15 protein-coding genes and 1 rRNA gene are annotated in these 18,555 nt (G+C 38.2%); 7 read left to right on the top strand and 9 right to left on the bottom strand.

Features of this window, described 5'->3' with window-relative positions; genetic code table 11:
* A 5S ribosomal RNA gene (gene rrf, locus HCH28_RS25560) occupies positions 1-75 on the top strand; the annotation flags it as partial.
* A gap of 44 nt (positions 76-119) precedes the next feature.
* Here the strand turns inward: rrf and HCH28_RS21630 are convergent.
* The 5 genes from HCH28_RS21630 to HCH28_RS21610 form a co-directional block, all read right to left on the bottom strand.
* Positions 120-1,574: an alanine/glycine:cation symporter family protein gene (locus HCH28_RS21630; RefSeq protein ID WP_216486224.1), complete on the bottom strand. Its 1,455-nt coding sequence runs from the start codon at positions 1,572-1,574 to the stop codon at positions 120-122.
* Positions 1,575-1,856: 282 nt separating this feature from the next.
* Positions 1,857-3,074, bottom strand: a complete 1,218-nt coding sequence (locus tag HCH28_RS21625) for an NAD(P)/FAD-dependent oxidoreductase (RefSeq protein ID WP_221683033.1) — start codon at positions 3,072-3,074, stop codon at positions 1,857-1,859.
* Positions 3,064-3,405 (bottom strand): (2Fe-2S)-binding protein, encoded by a 342-nt coding sequence (locus HCH28_RS21620; RefSeq protein ID WP_221683032.1) that lies wholly within the window; start codon positions 3,403-3,405, stop codon positions 3,064-3,066. The genes HCH28_RS21625 and HCH28_RS21620 overlap by 11 nt, the downstream gene beginning before the upstream one ends.
* Positions 3,402-3,671 (bottom strand): (2Fe-2S)-binding protein, encoded by a 270-nt coding sequence (locus tag HCH28_RS21615; RefSeq protein ID WP_004224294.1) that lies wholly within the window; start codon positions 3,669-3,671, stop codon positions 3,402-3,404. The genes HCH28_RS21620 and HCH28_RS21615 overlap by 4 nt, the downstream gene beginning before the upstream one ends.
* 150 nt (positions 3,672-3,821) lie before the next feature.
* On the bottom strand, positions 3,822-5,534 hold the full coding sequence (locus tag HCH28_RS21610; RefSeq protein ID WP_255601719.1) for a sigma-54 interaction domain-containing protein: 1,713 nt from the start codon (positions 5,532-5,534) through the stop codon (positions 3,822-3,824).
* A gap of 154 nt (positions 5,535-5,688) precedes the next feature.
* Between HCH28_RS21610 and HCH28_RS21605 the strand changes: the two genes are divergently transcribed.
* From HCH28_RS21605 to HCH28_RS21585, 5 genes are read left to right on the top strand one after another with little or no spacing between them, the layout of a single operon-like run.
* A complete protein-coding gene (locus HCH28_RS21605; RefSeq protein ID WP_202342874.1) occupies positions 5,689-6,870 on the top strand; it encodes an NAD(P)/FAD-dependent oxidoreductase in 1,182 nt (393 codons plus the stop codon).
* The gene (locus HCH28_RS21600; RefSeq protein WP_004224302.1) at positions 6,867-7,886 is read left to right on the top strand and encodes a proline racemase family protein; all 1,020 of its coding nucleotides are present in this window, start codon (positions 6,867-6,869) and stop codon (positions 7,884-7,886) included. Before HCH28_RS21605 ends, HCH28_RS21600 begins: the two co-directional genes overlap by 4 nt.
* 12 nt (positions 7,887-7,898) lie before the next feature.
* Positions 7,899-8,771, top strand: a complete 873-nt coding sequence (locus HCH28_RS21595; RefSeq protein ID WP_221683031.1) for a proline racemase family protein — start codon at positions 7,899-7,901, stop codon at positions 8,769-8,771.
* A gap of 26 nt (positions 8,772-8,797) precedes the next feature.
* Positions 8,798-9,700 carry a 4-hydroxy-tetrahydrodipicolinate synthase gene (gene dapA, locus HCH28_RS21590; protein ID WP_202342876.1) on the top strand — a complete coding sequence of 301 codons (903 nt, stop codon included), beginning with the start codon at positions 8,798-8,800 and terminating at the stop codon, positions 9,698-9,700.
* A gap of 17 nt (positions 9,701-9,717) precedes the next feature.
* Positions 9,718-11,202, top strand: coding sequence for an aldehyde dehydrogenase family protein (locus tag HCH28_RS21585; protein ID WP_221683030.1), 1,485 nt, complete (start codon positions 9,718-9,720; stop codon positions 11,200-11,202).
* A gap of 67 nt (positions 11,203-11,269) precedes the next feature.
* Here the strand turns inward: HCH28_RS21585 and rpoN are convergent, their stop codons facing one another.
* A complete protein-coding gene (rpoN, locus tag HCH28_RS21580) occupies positions 11,270-12,556 on the bottom strand; it encodes an RNA polymerase factor sigma-54 (RefSeq protein ID WP_221683029.1) in 1,287 nt (428 codons plus the stop codon).
* 246 nt (positions 12,557-12,802) lie between these two features.
* A complete protein-coding gene (locus HCH28_RS21575; protein ID WP_221683028.1) occupies positions 12,803-13,867 on the bottom strand; it encodes a M24 family metallopeptidase in 1,065 nt (354 codons plus the stop codon).
* Between the two features lie 138 nt (positions 13,868-14,005).
* Here HCH28_RS21575 and HCH28_RS21570 point away from each other — a divergent pair, with 138 nt between their 5' ends.
* Positions 14,006-15,688, top strand: coding sequence for a peptide ABC transporter substrate-binding protein (locus tag HCH28_RS21570; protein WP_221683027.1), 1,683 nt, complete (start codon positions 14,006-14,008; stop codon positions 15,686-15,688).
* A gap of 512 nt (positions 15,689-16,200) precedes the next feature.
* On the opposite strand, the gene HCH28_RS21565 is transcribed toward HCH28_RS21570, so the two are convergent.
* Together HCH28_RS21565 and HCH28_RS21560 are read right to left on the bottom strand one after the other, a co-directional pair.
* Positions 16,201-16,563: a DUF3899 domain-containing protein gene (locus HCH28_RS21565; protein ID WP_009374130.1), complete on the bottom strand. Its 363-nt coding sequence runs from the start codon at positions 16,561-16,563 to the stop codon at positions 16,201-16,203.
* A complete protein-coding gene (locus HCH28_RS21560; RefSeq protein ID WP_221683026.1) occupies positions 16,560-18,548 on the bottom strand; it encodes an ABC transporter ATP-binding protein in 1,989 nt (662 codons plus the stop codon). The genes HCH28_RS21565 and HCH28_RS21560 overlap by 4 nt, the downstream gene beginning before the upstream one ends.
* Between the last annotated feature and the right edge of the window lie 7 nt (positions 18,549-18,555).

The raw sequence follows: 18,555 nt of genomic DNA, 5'->3' as shown, positions 1-18,555 counted from the left end.
GAACACGGAAGTTAAGCTCTTTAGCGCCGATGGTAGTTGGGGGCTTCCCCCTGTGAGAGTAGGACGTCGCTAGGCAACAAAAACAGTCAGCTGAGTGCTGACTGTTTTTTATTTCATACTTATTTCTTCTTTTTAAATCTATCACTGTATGCAATCCAAAAATCGGCGTTTTCAATGCCAACCTCACGTGGATCGAAAATAGGATCCAGGCCTGCCTTCTTTTGACGATCATAATCACGCAAAACTTTAATAGCAGGTTTTGATAATAAAACGATTACAATAAAGTTTAAATAGCTCATACTTCCGAATCCAATATCCCCCAATCCCCACATAAGGCTCACAGATTGAATGCTTCCGATGTAAACGACTATTAAAAAAACTATTTTTAAAACGAATTTTAATATTGGATATTGTAATTTCTTATCTAGATATACAATTGTCGTTTCTGCTATATAATAGTATGCCATTAAAGTTGTAAAGGCAAAAAGGAAAATGGCAATGGCTACAAAACTACTTCCAAGATTATGAAATACAGTAGATACAGCGGCTTGCGTATAAGCAGTACCTGCAACAAGGCCTGGAACGTTCTCTACAAGCGGTGTTGTAGCGCCAGGAGGTGTTACATTATACATACCTGTTATTAAAATCATTAAAGCCGTTGCTGTGCAAACGATTATCGTATCAATATAAATCGAGAAACCTTGGACTAAACCTTGTTTAGCTGGGTGTGTTACTTCAGCGGCAGCTGAACTGAATGTTGCTTCACCTGCACCAGCCACATTTGAAAATACTGAACGTCTTACACCCCAGGCAATAGCCGCTCCAACGATACCTCCGAATATTTCATTTGTACCAAATGCGCTTGTAACGATTAATTTAAGCATTCCAGGAATTTCACTTAAATTAGCTCCTAAAATAATGATTGTTAATAGAACATAAGCAAGCGCCATAATTGGGACAACTTTATCTGCTACTCGTGCAATCCGCTTAATGCCACCAAAAATGATTAATGCTAAAAGTACAACAATAATTATACCTGTTACAAATGGTGGAAAATGAAATGCTGTATCAAATGAAGCAGCTATTGTGTTTGCTTGAATCCCTGGCACTAAAATTCCATACGAAATACAAATTACGATTGCTACAAAGATGGCAAATCCTTTTAATTTTAACCCTTTTTCAATATAATAGGGAGATCCACCACGATATTGATTATCCGCCTTTTCTTTGTATACTTGTGCTAAAGTTGATTCGATGAATGCACTTGCTCCACCGAGGAAGGCCATAACTCCCATCCAAAATACTGCACCGGGTCCCCCAGCAGCAATAGCAGTTGCCACCCCAGCAATATTACCAACCCCGACACGTCCAGACAACGCCATACAGAAAGCTTGAAAAGAAGAGATGCCTTCGTTCGTTTCCCCTCGTTGACGCAATAACCGTATCATCTCAGGAATATAACGAAATTGAACAGCTTTTGTAATAACAGTGAAATATAAGCCTACACCTAATGCTAAGTAAACGAGTGCATTTCCCCAAATGTAATCAACTAAAGTATTTACGATTGCTTCCATTTATTCTCCCCCTTAAAGAATCATTTCACAGCCCACATCCTTGTTTCTTCCTCTATCGTTCTATAGAAACCCTCCTTTCAACTTTTATTTCTACTAATGGATAATGCATTTTTTATGCCAATAATTGAGCTTCATGTTTTTTCGACAACGAAACGAATGGGTTAAGGCTATAAAAAAATAAAAAATCTTTCTCTTAAAAAGCTAGAGAAAGATTTTTTATAGGAACAATTGATTTAAAAACTGTATACACTTTTTTACTTTTGTCTAAAAAAATGGACATAATTAACTTAGCGTATGTGACAAAGTTTGTGACCATATTTCCTTCATTTTTTGACGACCTACTAAAACTTCCGGATGGAATTGGATATGGGCATTAGCCCTTGTTGTTTCTACATCTTCAATTGCTTGTTGAATGTCTAGTTGCGTAACGCTAGCACCTAACTTGGATGCAATAGTGAGGGCAGCAACTTTTCCTTGTGCGAATGCTACTTTTGCGCCTTCAATTCCTGTAATATTGCCCGCAACATGTAAGCCTGTTAAGTTCGTCTCCATTTGTTCATTATGTAGAGGGACGAATCCGCCTAATTGTTCAATATAATGGAAGGGGCAACCTGCTAAAGAGGCCAATTCTGCTAACGGATATAATCCTCCTGCGATACAAACAAAATCTACATCAATGCGTTTCTCACTGCCTGGAACAATAGAACCATCTATATTGACTGTTGCAAGAACAACACCTTCAACTTGGTCTTTACCCACAATTTCAATAACAGCTTTTCGCAACATAATTGGAATCCCCCACATTCTAACCCCATCTTTAGGATAGAATGTAATCCCAAGTTTCTTTAGGAATTCATTTTTCATAAACTTACTACCAATTTTTATAAGTGGAGAAGGGGCCATATGAGAAACATGCAATAAAGAATTCATTACCTCTAATGGATTACTACTATTAATTGTTAATAAATTGGCTGCAGGTAATGTGATAGCTGCCACTTGCACGTCAGCGATTTGCAACTCCATAGCAATTGCAGAAGAAAGCACATTAACACCAATAATAACGCCGCGCTTGCCGGGCTTTACCCGATGCACATTTGTCATGACTTGCGCAGCCCCTACAGACATCACACCAGGCAACGTCCATCCTGGAATAGGGAACGGTGATTCAGCGGCACCTGTAGCTAAGAGCAACTGCTTTGTATGGAAAACACCTTTATTCGTATGGAGTACCCAATCTTGATCTATTTTTTCTAAATCTGAAACTGACGTTTGTAAAGAAAACTCGACATTCAATTCTTTAGCACGAGCTAATAATCGTTCGGATTCTACTATGCCATTCCACCATTTATTTGGGCTTTCTTCGTAAAGTTGTCCAAGTAAACGTCCGCCTGCATAAAGGTACTCATCTATAACAACAACGCCAATATTTTTTTCAGCCAAAGTAATAGCTGCAGAAAGACCAGCAGGACCAGCACCGATAATAATTACTTTATTTCCCATGATGTTTCCTCCAATCACGTACCGTCGTTGGAAGTACTTTGCCACTCTTTACAACCATACCTTCAGTGACTGGCGTAATACATGCACGTTCTCCATCTAAGCCGTTGATATTTACACGGCATTCAAAGCAATGACCAATATTACAATAAATACCACGTGGATGACCGGTTTCCTCATGCACGCGTAATGTGCGGATATCTTGGGAAAGTAATGCAGCTGCTAATGATTCGCCTTTATATGCTTCGTATAATTGATCATCAAAAGTAAAAGATACTTTTTCCTTGTGTGGCAGATCTCCCAAAATAGGATGACTCATAATACGTTCTGTCATGATTTAACCTCCCCTAAATCCGCAAAACGCACCGGACGAATGGGCGCTTGGTATTTTAATGATATGTCATTATTGCTTCTTGGCTGATAGATATGTGCGATTTGGTCTACCATTGTACGACAAGTACGACCACCACAGTAGCCCATTCCCGCACGCGTACGTAATTTTAGTTCTCGTGCAGAACAATTATATTCAGATGCTGTTTTGACTAGTTCATCGAAGCTAACTTCTTCACAACGACATACCATCATAGTTTTATTTTGCATAGCCTACACCCCTAATACGCAATTTTTATTTACATATATAGTTACTGCAAAAACTATGCCAGATAATTTCTTTTATTATTTTAATCAGCATCCAACGAATGTATAAAGTATCAAACAATACGTGTATAAAAAATGGACAGTTTAAAAAAATTAGACATCTATATTTAGCCTTTTTAATCGGTTGTATAAAGTGGCGCGTGTAATGCCTAATTTTTTTGCACACATCTTTTTATTGCCATTCACAGAAATCAGTTGTTGCAAAATAATTTCTCGCTCATAATGTTCAAGCTGTTCACTTAATTGGGAGCCATTGCTATGTGGCAAGTCTTTTGGTACCTCTAGTAGTTCTGCTTTAGGAACAGCCGCCAAAATATCGGCTGGTAAATCTTCTACATGAATGGCTCCCTCATTTGAAAAAACAACGAGCCGTTCTATAACATTACTAAGTTCACGTACATTTCCTGGCCACTGATAGTGTAATAGAATATTGACAATCTCAGGAGGAATTCCTTGAATAGGGCGGTTGTATTTAATCGATTTTTCATATAAAAAATAGTTGCTAATTTCTAAAATATCTGATGCACGCTCTCGTAATGGGGGAACAGTGAAATTTACAACATTTAAACGATAATATAAATCTTCTCTAAATTTTCCTTCTGCTACTAATTGTTTTAAGTCCCTATTCGTAGCAGCAACTAAATTAAAATCAACATCCATTTCTTTTGTGCCACCGACAGCATAAAATGTTTTTTCTTGTAGCAATCGCAAAATTTTCACTTGCATGTCTAAAGGCATTTCCCCAATTTCATCTAGAAACAAGGTGCCGCCACGTGCTAACTCAACTTTCCCCTTTTTTCCTTTTTGATGGGCACCAGAAAAGGCCCCTTTTTCATAACCGAAAATCTCACTTTCAAATAAGCCACTTGGAATGGCCCCACAGTTGATTGCTACAAAGGGCGCTTCAGGTTTTTCTCGAATGGCATGGACGGCTCGAGCGAAAAGCTCTTTGCCGACCCCGCTTTCACCATATATTAAAATATTGGCTTCTGTTTCAGCGACTTTTTTTACTTTTTCAAGCACATTTTTAAGCTGTGGGCTATTGCCACGGATTAATGTAAAAGGATCATACGCTAAGCCATTCGTATTCATCTGTTTCTCTAAATTCAGTAATTTTTCCGATGTAATATGGAGCTCCTCGTTTAATTTTTTTACATGCGTAATATCTGTCTCTGCCACCACTGCGCCAATCGTTTTATCATTTAACATAACAGGATTTGAATTAATCATCACGACAAGATCTTCACGAGGAAAATGTTGTTGCTGATAAACGGATTTCCCATGCTGTAATGTATGTAATATTTCAAGTTGGTCTTCTTTAAAGAAATTCGTGATGGGTTGTCCAATAATATGATTGCCAGATACAGAAAAAATACTTTCGGCACCTTTTGTCCAATAAATGACGTTTTGATTACCATCAATGACAGTACATGATTCATTAATGGTTTCTAAAATAGTGTTTAAGTAAGCGTTAGTACACTCTAATTCATAGGCAAGATCATGCATTAAGGATTCTTTCCATAAATAACCTATATATTTTTTTTCTTCGTCACGCACAAGTAAATACTCATATTCCTCTAAATAATCAAGCGCTGTTTTGAGCGGACAATCCATACGAACAATTTGACAGGCGATATAGTTAATATCACTTTTTCGTTTGCCTCTTTTAACGGCATAAGGTTTGTCATTTTCAATAACAAAATACTGTATTTTATCATTATTCATTTTAGTAATGACTTCTTCTATAGGGATAAAAGCGAAATTTCGTTTTAGCATTTTATTCATAATTAAATGGTATGGATGCAATGTAAGTCCCCCTTCGTAACCGTGTGTCAAATTTTTTAGAATATTAAAATTTATTTTGACATATAGTGGCTTCTTAATCAAACAAATTTCAGATGTTTAGATTGGCATAGTTTTTGCACAATGTTAAGTGCTAGTTAAAAAAGGGGGGAGAACCTTGGGGACATCTCATCATGATATCGTTATTATTGGCGGAGGCATTATTGGAGCGGCAATTGCTTATTATTGTGCAAAGGCGGGACTTGAAATAACGGTACTCGAAAAAAATGAATTAGCGAGTGGTACATCTTCTCGTTGTGATGGCAATATTTTAGCCATTGATAAGGACCCGGGCTTTGATAGCCAAATGTCATTAGTAAGCCAACAATTAGTACATGACTTAGATAAAGACTTGGAAATTAAATTTGAATATCGTAACCCAGGAAGTATTCTTGTTTGTGAAAGTGAAGTAGAAATAGAAGCTGCACAGCAATGGGTGACACGGCAAAAACAAGCGGGTCTAGATTTTAAAATGTTAGACCGCGCAGATTTAAGAAATGAATCAAAGTTTTTTGCAGACGATTTATATGGTGGGCTTGAGTGTAAAACCGACTCAACAGTGAATCCGTATATGCTGACGTTTTCCATGTTCCATTCAGCAGAAAAATTAGGCGCAAACATAAGAAAACATACCGAAGTCAGAATGATTAAGAAGCAGTCAGATGGCACATTTTTAATCGATACAAATGTGGAGACGATGACGGCTAACAAAGTAATTAATGCTTGTGGTATTTGGGCTCCAAGCATTGGCCAGATGTTAGGCATCGATATTCCAATACAGCCGCGTAAAGGACACCTTATTGTGGCGTCTCGTCAAGAGCCAGTAGGTCTTCGCAAAGTGATGGAATTTGGCTATTTAATTTCTAAATTTGGTGGAGAGCGGATGGTGGATGCGGATATTGAAAAATACGGTGTGGCATTAGTTTTTGAACCAACCGAAGCACAAAATTTTTTAATCGGGAGTAGTCGTCAATTTGTTGGGTTTGATACAAAAGTCAATCATGATGTTGTCAAAATGATTGCAAGGCGTGCTATGCGCTTTTATCCGAAAATCGCCGATATGTCGATTATTCGTACATATTGTGGGTTAAGACCATGGACGGAGGATCATTTACCAATTATTTGTGAAGTAGAGCAAGTACCTGGCTTCTATATAGCGGCAGGTCATGAAGGGGACGGTATAAGCTTAGCTGCCGTTACAGGAAAACTCGTGCAAGAATTGCTGCAACATAAAAATACGTGTATTCCGACGGAGCCAGTTAATATGAATCGATTTCAGAAGGGAGTACTTCACACATGAAATTCCAAAAGCTATTTACCACAATTGATACCCATACAGGGGGCAATCCAACAAGGTCACTTATTAGTGGTATGCCGAAACTAAAAGGGGAAACGATGTCAGACAAAATGTTATATATGCAAAAACATTACGACTGGATACGCAAGTTTTTGATGAACGAACCCCGCGGCCATAGTGTTATGTCAGGTGCGATTATTACTGACCCTTGCCATCCAGATGCCGATCTTGGTGTTATTTATATCGAAACGGGTGGCTACTTACCAATGTGTGGACACGATACGATTGGTGTATGTACAGCACTTGTCGAAGCAAAATTAATAGACATTCAAACACCGTATACAAATATTACATTAGACACGCCAGCAGGTTTAATCGATGTACAAATTAAAGTAGAAGAAGGAATTGCGAAAGAAGTGACATTTAAAAATGTACCTTCATTTCTATTAAAAAAAGTGGATATTGAGGATCCAGAGCTAGGGACAGTTGAATGTGAAATAGCCTATGGGGGCAATTTTTATGGTATTGTCGATGCTCGTAAAATAGGTCTTGATTTATCAGTAGAAAATGCGACAGCAATCATTAATACAGGTATTCGTCTCCGAAATGCTGTCAATGCCAAAGAAAAGATTGTCCATCCTGAGTTTTCATTTATTGAGGGACTCACACATATGGAGTTTTATACGGATGCTACCAATGAATTAGCACATTTAAAAAATACAGTCGTTGTACCACCAGGTGGGATAGACCGGTCACCATGTGGTACAGGAACGTCAGCTAAAATTGCTACGCTTTATACGAAAAATGAGCTGGCAGTCAATGAACCATTTGTTTATGAAAGTATCGTAGGAACATTATTTACAGCACGTGTACTAGAGGAAGTAACAGTAGGTGATGGGGTGGCCGTTATCCCTGAAGTAACAGGGTCTGCATGGGTAATGGGCATGCATAAATTCTTTTACAATGAGCAAGATCCATTAAAAGAAGGCTATTTAATGATTCCACCGATGGATCACTAAAGGAGGATATAGATGAACTATAACAAATCTTTTCAAACAATTGATACACAAGTAGTGGGGGAAGCCTTTCGTATAGTGGTGCAATCACCTATTGCCATTTATCAAGAACAAATAGCAGAAGCGGCTACTGCATTAAATACACAATTTGAAAATACGAAAAACCTTTTATTAAATGAGCCACGAGGACATCGTGGTATGCATGGCTGCGTAATATTGCCATCTGCCGTTGCTTCATTTCGGTTATTATTTTTCCAACATGCGGCATCGACAGATTATAAGTATGAGGCACTTGTAGCAACGACAACGGCATTACTAGAATGCGGCACAATTGAATTATCAGACGACAACATCTATTCGATTGAAACGGTAAAAGGTATCCACCAAGTATATGTAAAACTTTCGGAATCAAAAGACGAAGTACTGTCAGTTCATTTGACAGTGAAGCCAGCAAGGATAGCCGGTGAGCGAGTTGTAGTGGACGATGAACGACACTATATTGTGATGGAAAAACCGCATCATATAAAGGCACTCGTGCTAGATGAATTAGCTTATATTAGCACTTGGGGAATAACTGAAAGTGCCAAATATCATGATGCTGATGGTGTAATTGTGTATGAAAAATTAGACAGTATGGTACGTTCAGTAACATTTGAACGAGATGGCTATATTTTACGTTCGCCAAGTGTTGATAGTACATTAGCTTTAACTGCTATATTAGGCGATCAAGCAGTTCAAATAAATAATAGTATTTTCGGCAGCAGTATCGAGTTGACACGAAAACATGAAGTTGGCTACGAAATTGCATTAAAAGGATATATCACAGGAATCCATCAATTTGTAGTAGATAGCGAAGATCCATTACAACAAGGATTCATCATTGTGTAATAACTAAAACTGAGGAGGAAAGAATGATGAAAAAATTAGAAGGTGTATTTCCAGTATTAGTAACGCCGATGTTAAATCAAACAGACATTGATTGGGATGGTTTCCGTCAAAATATTGAACATTTTATTGAAGCAGGTGTAACAGGCATTGCAATTAACGGTAGTACAGGGGAATTTGTAAGTTTGTCAAAAGAAGAACGTATGAAAGCGGTAGAAGTAGCAGTCGATCAAATTAAAGGTCGTATTACGTTAATCGTAGGGACAGCTGCAGAGACTACAGCGGATGCTGTTGCCTATACACAACAAGCTGAACAGGCTGGAGCAGACGCTGCATTACTTATTAACTCCTATTATGCACATCCGAAAGACGAGGAAATATATTTACACTTTAAAACAGTAGCAGAATCGGTTAGCTTTCCAATTATGATTTATAACAATCCGTTCACATCAGGTGTGGATATTGGTTTGGACACGATATTAAAAGTAGGCAGAGAAGTACCAAACATCACACATATCAAAGAATCGAGTGGTAGTATCGGCAAAGCACGTGATATTGTACGCCAAGGACAAGACGATATTAAAGTATTTTGTGGATCAGAAGATTTAGCAATTGAATCATTCCTTGTCGGTGCGGTCGGTTGGATTTCTGTATCAGGGAACATCGTGCCTGAACTTGTAACTGAACTATACAACAATGTACAAGAGGGTAATCTAGAAAAGGCGTGGTCCATTTACGATCGACTTTTACCATTATGTGCGTTTTTAGAAGGCTCAGGTAAATATGTACAAATTGCTAAACGTGCAATGGAACTAAAAGGTTGGGCAGGTGGACCATGCCGTTTACCACGTTTGCCACTGACGGCAGAAGAAGATGCGCAATTAAAAGCTATTTTGGCTGACTTAGATGTGTTGGTTACTGAACTTCATTAACAAAAGGGGTGTCAAATATGGAGGCTTTATTAACGCTGAAACCAAAAGTACTAGAATTTTTACAATCACCGATTGGGTTATACATTAACGGTGAATACGTGGCATCTCAATCAGGTAAAAGCTTTGACGTTTTAAATCCAGCGAATGAAGAAGTCATTGCAACTGTAAGTGAGGCACAAGCTGAAGATATCAACGTCGCAGTGTTAGCAGCACAAAAAGCATTTGACGGTGAGTGGTCTTTCATGGAGGCAGCTGAACGTTCACGTATTATTTATAAATTTGCGGATTTAATAGAGGAACACCGTGAGGAATTAGCACAGTTAGAATCATTAGATAATGGGAAGCCTTACGAAACAGCATTAGCTGATGATGTAGATGGTACTGTGCAACATTTCCGTTATTATGCAGGTTGGGCAACAAAAATAACAGGGCAAAATGTACAAGTATCTAAAAATTATTTAAACTATACGGTTCATGAGCCGGTAGGTGTTGTTGGACAAATTATTCCGTGGAATTTCCCGCTTGCCATGGCTGCATGGAAATTAGGCGCTGCATTAGCAGTTGGTTGTACCGTTGTGATTAAACCAGCAGCGGAAACACCGTTGTCATTATTATATGTAGGGAAATTAATGAAACAAGCCGGTTTGCCTGATGGTGTTGTGAACATTGTTCCTGGAACAGGAGAGGCAGGAGAGGCCATTGTCACACATAAAGGTGTCGCAAAGGTTGCATTTACTGGCTCAACAAAAACAGGTATTCATGTTATGAAAAAAGCAGCAGATGATGTGAAAAGTGTGACGTTAGAACTCGGTGGTAAATCGCCAGCAATTGTGTTGGCAGATGCAGATATTGAAACTGCAATCGAAGGTACATTTGCAGGAACAATGTATAATCATGGTCAAAACTGTAGCGCTTGTACTCGTGTATTTGTGCACAGTAGTTTGTACAATCAATTCGTGGAAAAGCTTGCTGAGAATGCACAAGAAGTAAAACTAGGACCTGGATTAGATCCACAGACAGAAATGGGTCCACTCGTTTCGCAAAAACAATTGAATACAGTACTTGGTTTTATCGAAAAAGGAAAAGCAGAAGGTGCACGGCTTGTAGCAGGTGGTGGGCGTGCATTTAACAAAGGTTACTTTGTGCAACCTACTGTATTTGCAGATGTACAAGATCATATGACAATTGCCCGAGAAGAAATTTTTGGGCCAGTCATGTCCATCTTTTCGTTTGAAACAATAGAAGAAGTCATTGCACGTGCAAATGATAGTAAGTATGGATTAGCTGCAAGTATCTGGACGGAAAATGTGAAAAAAGCTCACTATATCTCTAGTAAACTACAAGCAGGAACCGTATGGATCAATGATTTTGGTTTAGAATGGGAAACAATGCCGTTTGGTGGCTATAAGCAATCAGGTATAGGTCGCGAAATGGGTGGCGAATACGGCCTGTCCAACTATACAGAAATAAAAAGCGTCTTTGTTAATATGAAACAAAATTGAATGTGTAACCCCCCTTAAAATAGACAGGAAAGGAGCTATCGACAATGCGATAGCTCCTTTCAAATGCTTAACTAAATTGAATTTCCTTGCGTCGTGAAGATGATGGGATATTCATCTCCTCACGATATTTTGTAATCGTACGACGTGAAATTTCGATACCATGACTCATTTTGAAATAGTTAGCAATTTTTTGATCTGACAACGGTTTATTTTTATTTTCGTTCTTAATATAGTCAGTCAGCAGTGATTTCACCTTTACTTGGGACACGCTGTCACCTGTAGTTGTTTGTAATTTTGAAGTAAATAAATCCCGAAGCTCATACGTACCATATGGTGTTTGAACATATTTATTTGTTGTAACACGACTAACGGTTGATTCATGTACACCAATTTGCTCAGCAACTTCACGCAATGTGAGAGGCTGTAAAGCAGCAAAGCCATGTGTAAAAAAGGCTTTTTGCTTGTCAATAAGAGCCGTCATAATTTTGATAATGGTAAGGCGCCGTTGTTCAATACTGTTAACGAGCCATTGATAATCTGATAAATGCTTTTTAAAATAACCCTTGTCAGAAGAATTGCTCGTAATATATGGAACGTAGTCAGGGTGAAGTTTAAGTTTAGGCAAATAAAAGTCATTTAAAGAAAATGTAATAACATTATCCTTAACTTGTACAATAATGTCCGGCGTATTGTGTTGAATGGCTTCTTGATGGAACAGTGAACTTAGTTTAGGCTGTAAAGTTAGAATAAATTGATAAATGGCTTGCATATCGCAAAGCGAGATATGTAACTCATTCGCGATTTGTTGCCATTTTTTATTTGCAAATGCTTCTAAATGATTGGCAATCACTTCATCAGTATGTTTTGGACTATCATGACGATAAATTGTTTGTAACAGTAAACACTCTTGTAAACTGCGTGCCCCAACACCAAGAGGTCCAATTGTTTGTAATAAGTGAATACCTTTATGAATTTCATGCTCCTTATAAATAGGCACAATAGGTGGTTCATAGTAACCGTTGTCATCTAAATGATAAATAATATGTTTAAGTAATTTTATATCTGTGTCTTTAGAGAATGTTAACTTCACTTGTTCAAATAACTCATCGCGAATATTTTGTTCATATGTAGATAAAGTATCTACCATGTTTGTTTGACCAGTTATAGTTTTTGAAGTAGGCATACGTTCTGGGACTGTTGGCTCAGTCAATGCTATTAATGGATTCATCAATTCTTGTTCACGGATAAACTGCTCTAGTTCTTGAGTAGAATACTGTAGCAATTCAATGGCTTGGCGAAGTTGCACGGTCATCACTAAATTCAAATCTTGTGTTTGTTTCATTGATAGATGCATAATAAAACCTCGATTCTCTATTTAATTACCAGAAAACGATAGAAAATGATGTTCATAATTAAAATAGCGTGTCGGTAGTATTTCTTATCAGCCGGTGACTAGAAACTTTGACATATCTAATGTAATGTACATGTAATTACTTAAAAATTGCTGTTAGCAAAAGATGCGACGAATGTGTCTAAAATCTAAACATGCCGACACTAAGTGTATAAAATATAGAAATATTCTTCTCACAGTATGAAGCGCTTATAAAATAATAAGCTCCTTTGGTGAGTGCGTAATGATTTCAATGCCATCTTTTGTGATAATGACATCATCTTCTATTCGGACACCACCTAAATCGGCTATATAAATACCAGGTTCCACTGTAAGTACCATATTCTCTTCTAGCAGATCTTCGCAAACAGTAGACATAAAAATATTTTCGTGAATATCTAAGCCAATCCCATGCCCAGAACCGTGTCCATAATGTTCCCCATAACCTTTGCTTGTAATAAAGTCGCGGCTATAACTATCGGCTTCTTTCCCTGTTATACCAGCTTTCATATGCATGAGCGCATGCTGCAATGAGTTGTATACGATTTGATAGATTTCTTTTAATTTTTCTGGTGGCTCACCTACAGCGATTGTTCGCGTCATATCTGAACGATAACCTTGATAATAAGCACCAAAGTCGAGTGTTAGCATATCGCCTTGTTCTACGATTTTGTCAGTTGCAACACCATGTGGTAGGGCGGAGCGCTTACCAGAAGCGATAATCATATCGAATGCAGCCCCAGTAGCACCATTTTTACGCATATGCGCTTCTAATTCATTGGCAATGTCAATCTCTGAAACACCAGGTTTAATAAATGTTAAAATATGTTGGAACGCTTCGTCTGAAATCCACGCTGCTTTTTTTATTAGTTCTATTTCCTTAGGTGTTTTAATCATTCGCAAATCTTCCACAATATTTGATAGCGGTTTTAATGTAGCTGTTAGTTTACTAGCCATTAATTGATACGTATAGTAACTCACATGCTGTTGTTCAAATCCAACTGTTTGGATAGATTCGGCATCGAAAATCTCTTGAATCGTTTCATATAAATGTGCGCGTTCTATTTGACGTACCTCAAAAGCACGGCTTTGTTTCGTTGCCTGTTCGGTATAACGAAAATCCACAAGTAACATTGACTTTGTTGGTGTAATCACTACTGTACCAGCACTCCCTGTAAATCCAGTTAAATAACGACGGTTTTGATTGTTTGTGATGATAAGCGCCTCTGTTTGTTGTTTTTGTAATGCTCCTCGTACTTTTTGTAGTTGTGACATGCTGTAATTCCCCCTTTCTAGAATATATTGCAAATTCTATGCCAGTTTTATAAGTCTAGAAAAGTATCGGCATGATTATTGCATATTAGTTAATCAGTACGGTATCCATCGTGCAATAAAATCAAAGGGGTTTTGAGTATGGCTAAAAAGACGAAATGGCTCGTTGTATTGTTAGGTCTTATGCTCGTTGTATTAGTGGGCTGCTATGGTAAAGAAGACAATTCAGCCGGTAGCTCAACTGGGGGAAATAGCACGGACAAAGAAGCTACTGATGGGGGAGAGTCTGCTGTTACACAAGAACTTCATTTAGTTGCAGGCGGAGATTTAACGACGATGAGTTCTTTAGGAAGTGTAGATGCACTCGCTGTAACGGCGATGAATTCAGTATTTGAGGGGTTATATCGCATTGGACCAGAGAATACGCCTGTGCCAGGTATGGCAGCGTCATATGAAGTATCAGAAGATGGTACGGTGTATACGTTCAAGTTACGTGAAGACGCACTGTGGAGCAATGGCACTCCGGTTACGGCGCATGACTTTGTCTACGCTTGGAAAAGAGCAATTAATCCTGAAACACAAGCAATTTATTCTTATTTAATGCTCGATATTAAAAATGCTGCAAATGTGCAAACAGAAGGAGATCCACTGTTTGGTAAGGTAGATAAAATCGGCATAAAAGCGCTAAATGATTTTACGCTTGAAGTGCAACTAAATGCACCAATTCCATATTTTTTAAGCTTAACAACTTACGCGCCATTTTTCCCGTTAAATGAAGAATTTACAGAGGCGCAAGGTGATCAATACGCGTTAGAAGCAGCAAACATGATTTATAATGGTCCATTTATTATGGAGTCTTGGCAGCACGGACAAGGATGGACTTTTGCAAAAAATGAAAACTATTGGGACAAAGATGTTGTTAAGCTAACGAAAATAACGCAAAAAATTGTAAAAGATACTGCTACAGCAGTTAACTTATATGAGGCAGGGGAAATTGATACGACTGAGTTATCAAGTGAGTATGTAGCGCAATACAAAGATAGCCCAGAATATTCAACATTTTTAAAACCAAATACGTATTTTATTCGTATGAATCATGAAAACAAGTTTTTAGGGAATAAAAACATTCGTAAAGCGATTGATATGGCTTGGGATAAACAAGGATTTGCGGATGTCATTTTACAGGACGGTTCTATTCCTGCTTACTACTTAGTCCCTCAAGGGTTATCAACGGATGAGAATGGCGTTGATTTCCGCGAAGCGAATGGTGATATGAATAAAACAGATATTGAAGCGGCGAAAAAAGCGTGGGCTACTGGTTTACAAGAACTAGGAGTTGATAAAGTAACTCTAGAATTTTTAACATATGACCGAGCAGAATCAAAAAAAGCAGCTGAATTTATTAAAAACCAATTAGAAACCAATCTTGCTGGCTTAGAGCTAACGATTAATATGCAGCCGAATAAACAAAAACTAGCATTAGAAGGCGCAGTTGACTACGATTTAGACTATGGTGGCTGGGGTCCGGACTTTCAAGATCCGATGACATATATTGATTTATTTGAATCAACTGCTTACTATAACCAATCCCATTATAAAAATGCAGAAGTGGACGCGTTAATTAAGCAAGCAAAAACGACTGCTGATATTAAGGAGCGTTGGCAATTAATGCAACAAGCTGAAAAGCTGATGATGGAAGATGTGGCATTTGCTCCAACATTCCAAAAAGGTGTAAGTCGTTTAAAGAAGCCTTATGTGAAAAATTTATATGAACATCCATTCTCAGCGGATATTAGCTACAAATGGGTTGAAATCGATAAGTAAAAAAACGAATTAGGGATAAAAGGGAAAGTGGCTGGGACATAAGCTTAAAATCTTAAATAGCGGTACATTGGTATTGATAAATTTTCACTAAGGAACATGCATAAAATATGAACTGATCTTTCTTTTGCAATGAATAATAAATTAGAAGAAAAAACTAGTTGTTGGTAGCGGAGGCGGTGACTCCTGCGGGAACGCACACAGCGTAAGACGCAACAAACCTGCGCGTAAGCGAGGGTTGCGGCTTACGTGTGTGCCTGCGGAAAGCACCGCCGAAGCGGACAACAACGGCGCAGCAAAAAAAGTGTTAGATTGATGGCAGTCAATCTAACACTTTTTCTATCACATGAATGTCCATTATGGAGATTTCTACACAGCATCCTAAAGCGCAATTAATGAATATTACGAGGTAAGCCCCACCACGAAAGTAGTGGTAGGACTTGTTGTAGTGAAGATCTATCCTTTATCTCTACAGTCTCATGCTTTTCCGTATAATGGGAAATCATTTTGGTTTTTCAATACAACACAACAGATAAAATCGTTGTGATAAGACAACCGAGCGTTCCAGCTAGTAGAAGAGGATAAGTAAAGGAATATGTAGGTGCTTGGATAAATTCCAGATTACCATCTAATTCATAAGCGTACGCTCCATTTTTTGAAACGCGAGCAAAAAAACGTTTAAAGCTATAACCAATGCCATTGAAAAAACCACCTTGCACAACAAATAACGAGCCTCCAACAATTGTACAAGCAAGCGATAACATAAACGTGTAGTTAATCATTGTTAGTAGTGCGACAGTGTGGCTTGATAATAACGAATAACACAAGGAACATAAAAAAATGCAAACAGTCACCAGCATCACCTTAGATAACTTCATTGCAATATACCTTTAGCATTTGTTTGGTGATATTGCATTAATTCATCCTCCGTAAGCATGACAAAATGACCTGGACGGACTTCTATAAACTTTTCATTTGCTCGATCATTGGCGTTGTATTTGGTTTCATCAAAAATAATCCTTTGTCGTTCACGCTCTAGTTTAGGATCAGGCAGAGGAATAGCCGATAATAATGATTTTGTATAAGGATGGATAGGGTGGTCATAAAGTTCCTGACTTTCCGCTAACTCAACAATTTTACCTCGATGCATGACCCCGATACGATTGCTTATATATTTTACCATCGACAAATCGTGTGCAATAAATAAATACGTTAACCCTCGTTCCTTCTGGAGCTTTTTTAGCAAATTAACGATTTGCGCTTGAATCGACACGTCCAATGCAGAAATTGGTTCATCGGCAATAATTAATTTCGGCTCTACAGCAAGCGCACGTGCAATACCAATGCGCTGACGTTGTCCACCACTTAGTTCATGTGGATAACGATTCGCATATTCCTTGGTTAAGCCTACAATGTCTAAAAGCTCATAAATGTTTGTTTTCCATTCACTTTTCGGTACGCCATGAATTGCAAGACCTTCCGCAATAATGTCTGCTATTTTCATCCGTGGATTCAGAGAAGAATAAGGGTCTTGGAAAATCATTTGTACTTTGCGATGAAAGGCAAGCTTCTCTTGTTTTGTCTGTGCATCATAAATGGATTGCCCATCAATTTGGATGGTGCCATCTGTTATCGTATTGAGTCCGATAATAGAGCGTCCCGTAGTAGATTTGCCGCAGCCGGATTCGCCAACTAAACCGAAAATTTCCCCTTTATAAATATCAAAAGTAATACCATCTATCGCTTTGTTAATTGTATTTTTCCCTAATTTAAAATATTGCTTCACTTCCTTTAAGGATAAAAACGGATGGTTTGTATCAAATAGAGGTGTCTCCTCACGTTCTTTTTGCTTTTCCTGCGCTAGCTGTTGATGAACAGGTATCATTGTAGGTGCCTGCTTGTGCAATAGCCAAGTTGCAGCATAATGCGTATCGCTTACTTTAAACATAGGTGGTTCTTCTAGAAAGTCAATTTTAAGTGCCTGCTTATTGCGAGCCGCAAAGGCATCTCCCACAGGTGGTTGCAATAGGTTAGGCGGTGTCCCTGGAATGGCATATAATGATTCCGCATCGATATCTGGATTCGGCATCGCAGCGAGTAGCCCTTGTGTATAAGGATGTTGACAGTGGTAAAAAATTTCATCGGCTAAGCCAATTTCTATAATTTTACCTGCATACATCACGGCAACACGGTCAGCCATTTTTGCGACAACCCCTAAATCATGGGTAATAAATATTATCGAGAGATTCATCTTTTTTTGGATGTTTTTAAGCAATTCTAATATTTGGGCTTGAATCGAAACATCCAATGCTGTAGTCGGTTCATCTGCAATAATAATGCGCGGCTCACAAGCAAGTGCCATTGCAATGACAATTCGTTGACGCATGCCACCTGAAAATTGATGTGGGTATTGCTTATAGCGTTTATCTGCTTCTTTAATGCCAACGAGTTGTAATAATTCAATAACCCGCTCTATTATTTGCTTGCCACGTAAAGACGTATGTTTTTTAATGCTTTCTGCAATTTGACTGCCAATCGTCATCGTAGGGTTTAATGCAGTCATAGGATCTTGGAAAATCATTGAGATTTCAGCCCCGCGAAGCCCACGCATTTGCTGTTCACTGTAATCTAAAATGTTTTTGTTATGATATAAGATTTGGCCATTTTTAATCATTGTTGTTTCACGAGGATTTAAGCGTAATAGGCTTTTCGAAGTAACGGACTTCCCTGACCCTGATTCGCCAACGATTGCTAATGTTTCGCCTTCATATAAGTCAAACGAAACATTGCGTACAGCCTGTACTTCGCCACTATACGTGTTGAAGGAAACGCTAAGATTTTTGACTTCTAAAATGGTTTTCATTGTGAAC

This window comes from Lysinibacillus sp. K60 (genome assembly GCF_019731275.1).
Lineage (GTDB): Bacteria > Bacillota > Bacilli > Bacillales_A > Planococcaceae > Lysinibacillus > Lysinibacillus capsici.
The sequence above is the reverse complement of the archived record's forward strand: the minus strand, read 5'-3'. Positions and strand labels throughout refer to the sequence as shown.

Bases quoted from the DNA above. Each gene is read 5' to 3' on its own strand.
- HCH28_RS21630 (WP_216486224.1), bottom strand. From the start codon at position 1,574: ATGGAAGCAATCGTAAATACTTTAGTTGATTACATTTGGGGAAATGCA.
- HCH28_RS21570 (WP_221683027.1), top strand. From the start codon at position 14,006: ATGGCTAAAAAGACGAAATGGCTCGTTGTATTGTTAGGTCTTATGCTC.
- HCH28_RS21565 (WP_009374130.1), bottom strand. From the start codon at position 16,563: ATGAAGTTATCTAAGGTGATGCTGGTGACTGTTTGCATTTTTTTATGT.
- HCH28_RS21575 (WP_221683028.1), bottom strand. From the start codon at position 13,867: ATGTCACAACTACAAAAAGTACGAGGAGCATTACAAAAACAACAAACA.
- HCH28_RS21620 (WP_221683032.1), bottom strand. From the start codon at position 3,405: ATGACAGAACGTATTATGAGTCATCCTATTTTGGGAGATCTGCCACAC.
- HCH28_RS21560 (WP_221683026.1), bottom strand. From the start codon at position 18,548: ATGAAAACCATTTTAGAAGTCAAAAATCTTAGCGTTTCCTTCAACACG.
- HCH28_RS21595 (WP_221683031.1), top strand. From the start codon at position 7,899: ATGAACTATAACAAATCTTTTCAAACAATTGATACACAAGTAGTGGGG.
- HCH28_RS21585 (WP_221683030.1), top strand. From the start codon at position 9,718: ATGGAGGCTTTATTAACGCTGAAACCAAAAGTACTAGAATTTTTACAA.
- HCH28_RS21600 (WP_004224302.1), top strand. From the start codon at position 6,867: ATGAAATTCCAAAAGCTATTTACCACAATTGATACCCATACAGGGGGC.
- HCH28_RS21625 (WP_221683033.1), bottom strand. From the start codon at position 3,074: ATGGGAAATAAAGTAATTATTATCGGTGCTGGTCCTGCTGGTCTTTCT.
- rpoN (WP_221683029.1), bottom strand. From the start codon at position 12,556: ATGCATCTATCAATGAAACAAACACAAGATTTGAATTTAGTGATGACC.
- HCH28_RS21615 (WP_004224294.1), bottom strand. From the start codon at position 3,671: ATGCAAAATAAAACTATGATGGTATGTCGTTGTGAAGAAGTTAGCTTC.
- dapA (WP_202342876.1), top strand. From the start codon at position 8,798: ATGAAAAAATTAGAAGGTGTATTTCCAGTATTAGTAACGCCGATGTTA.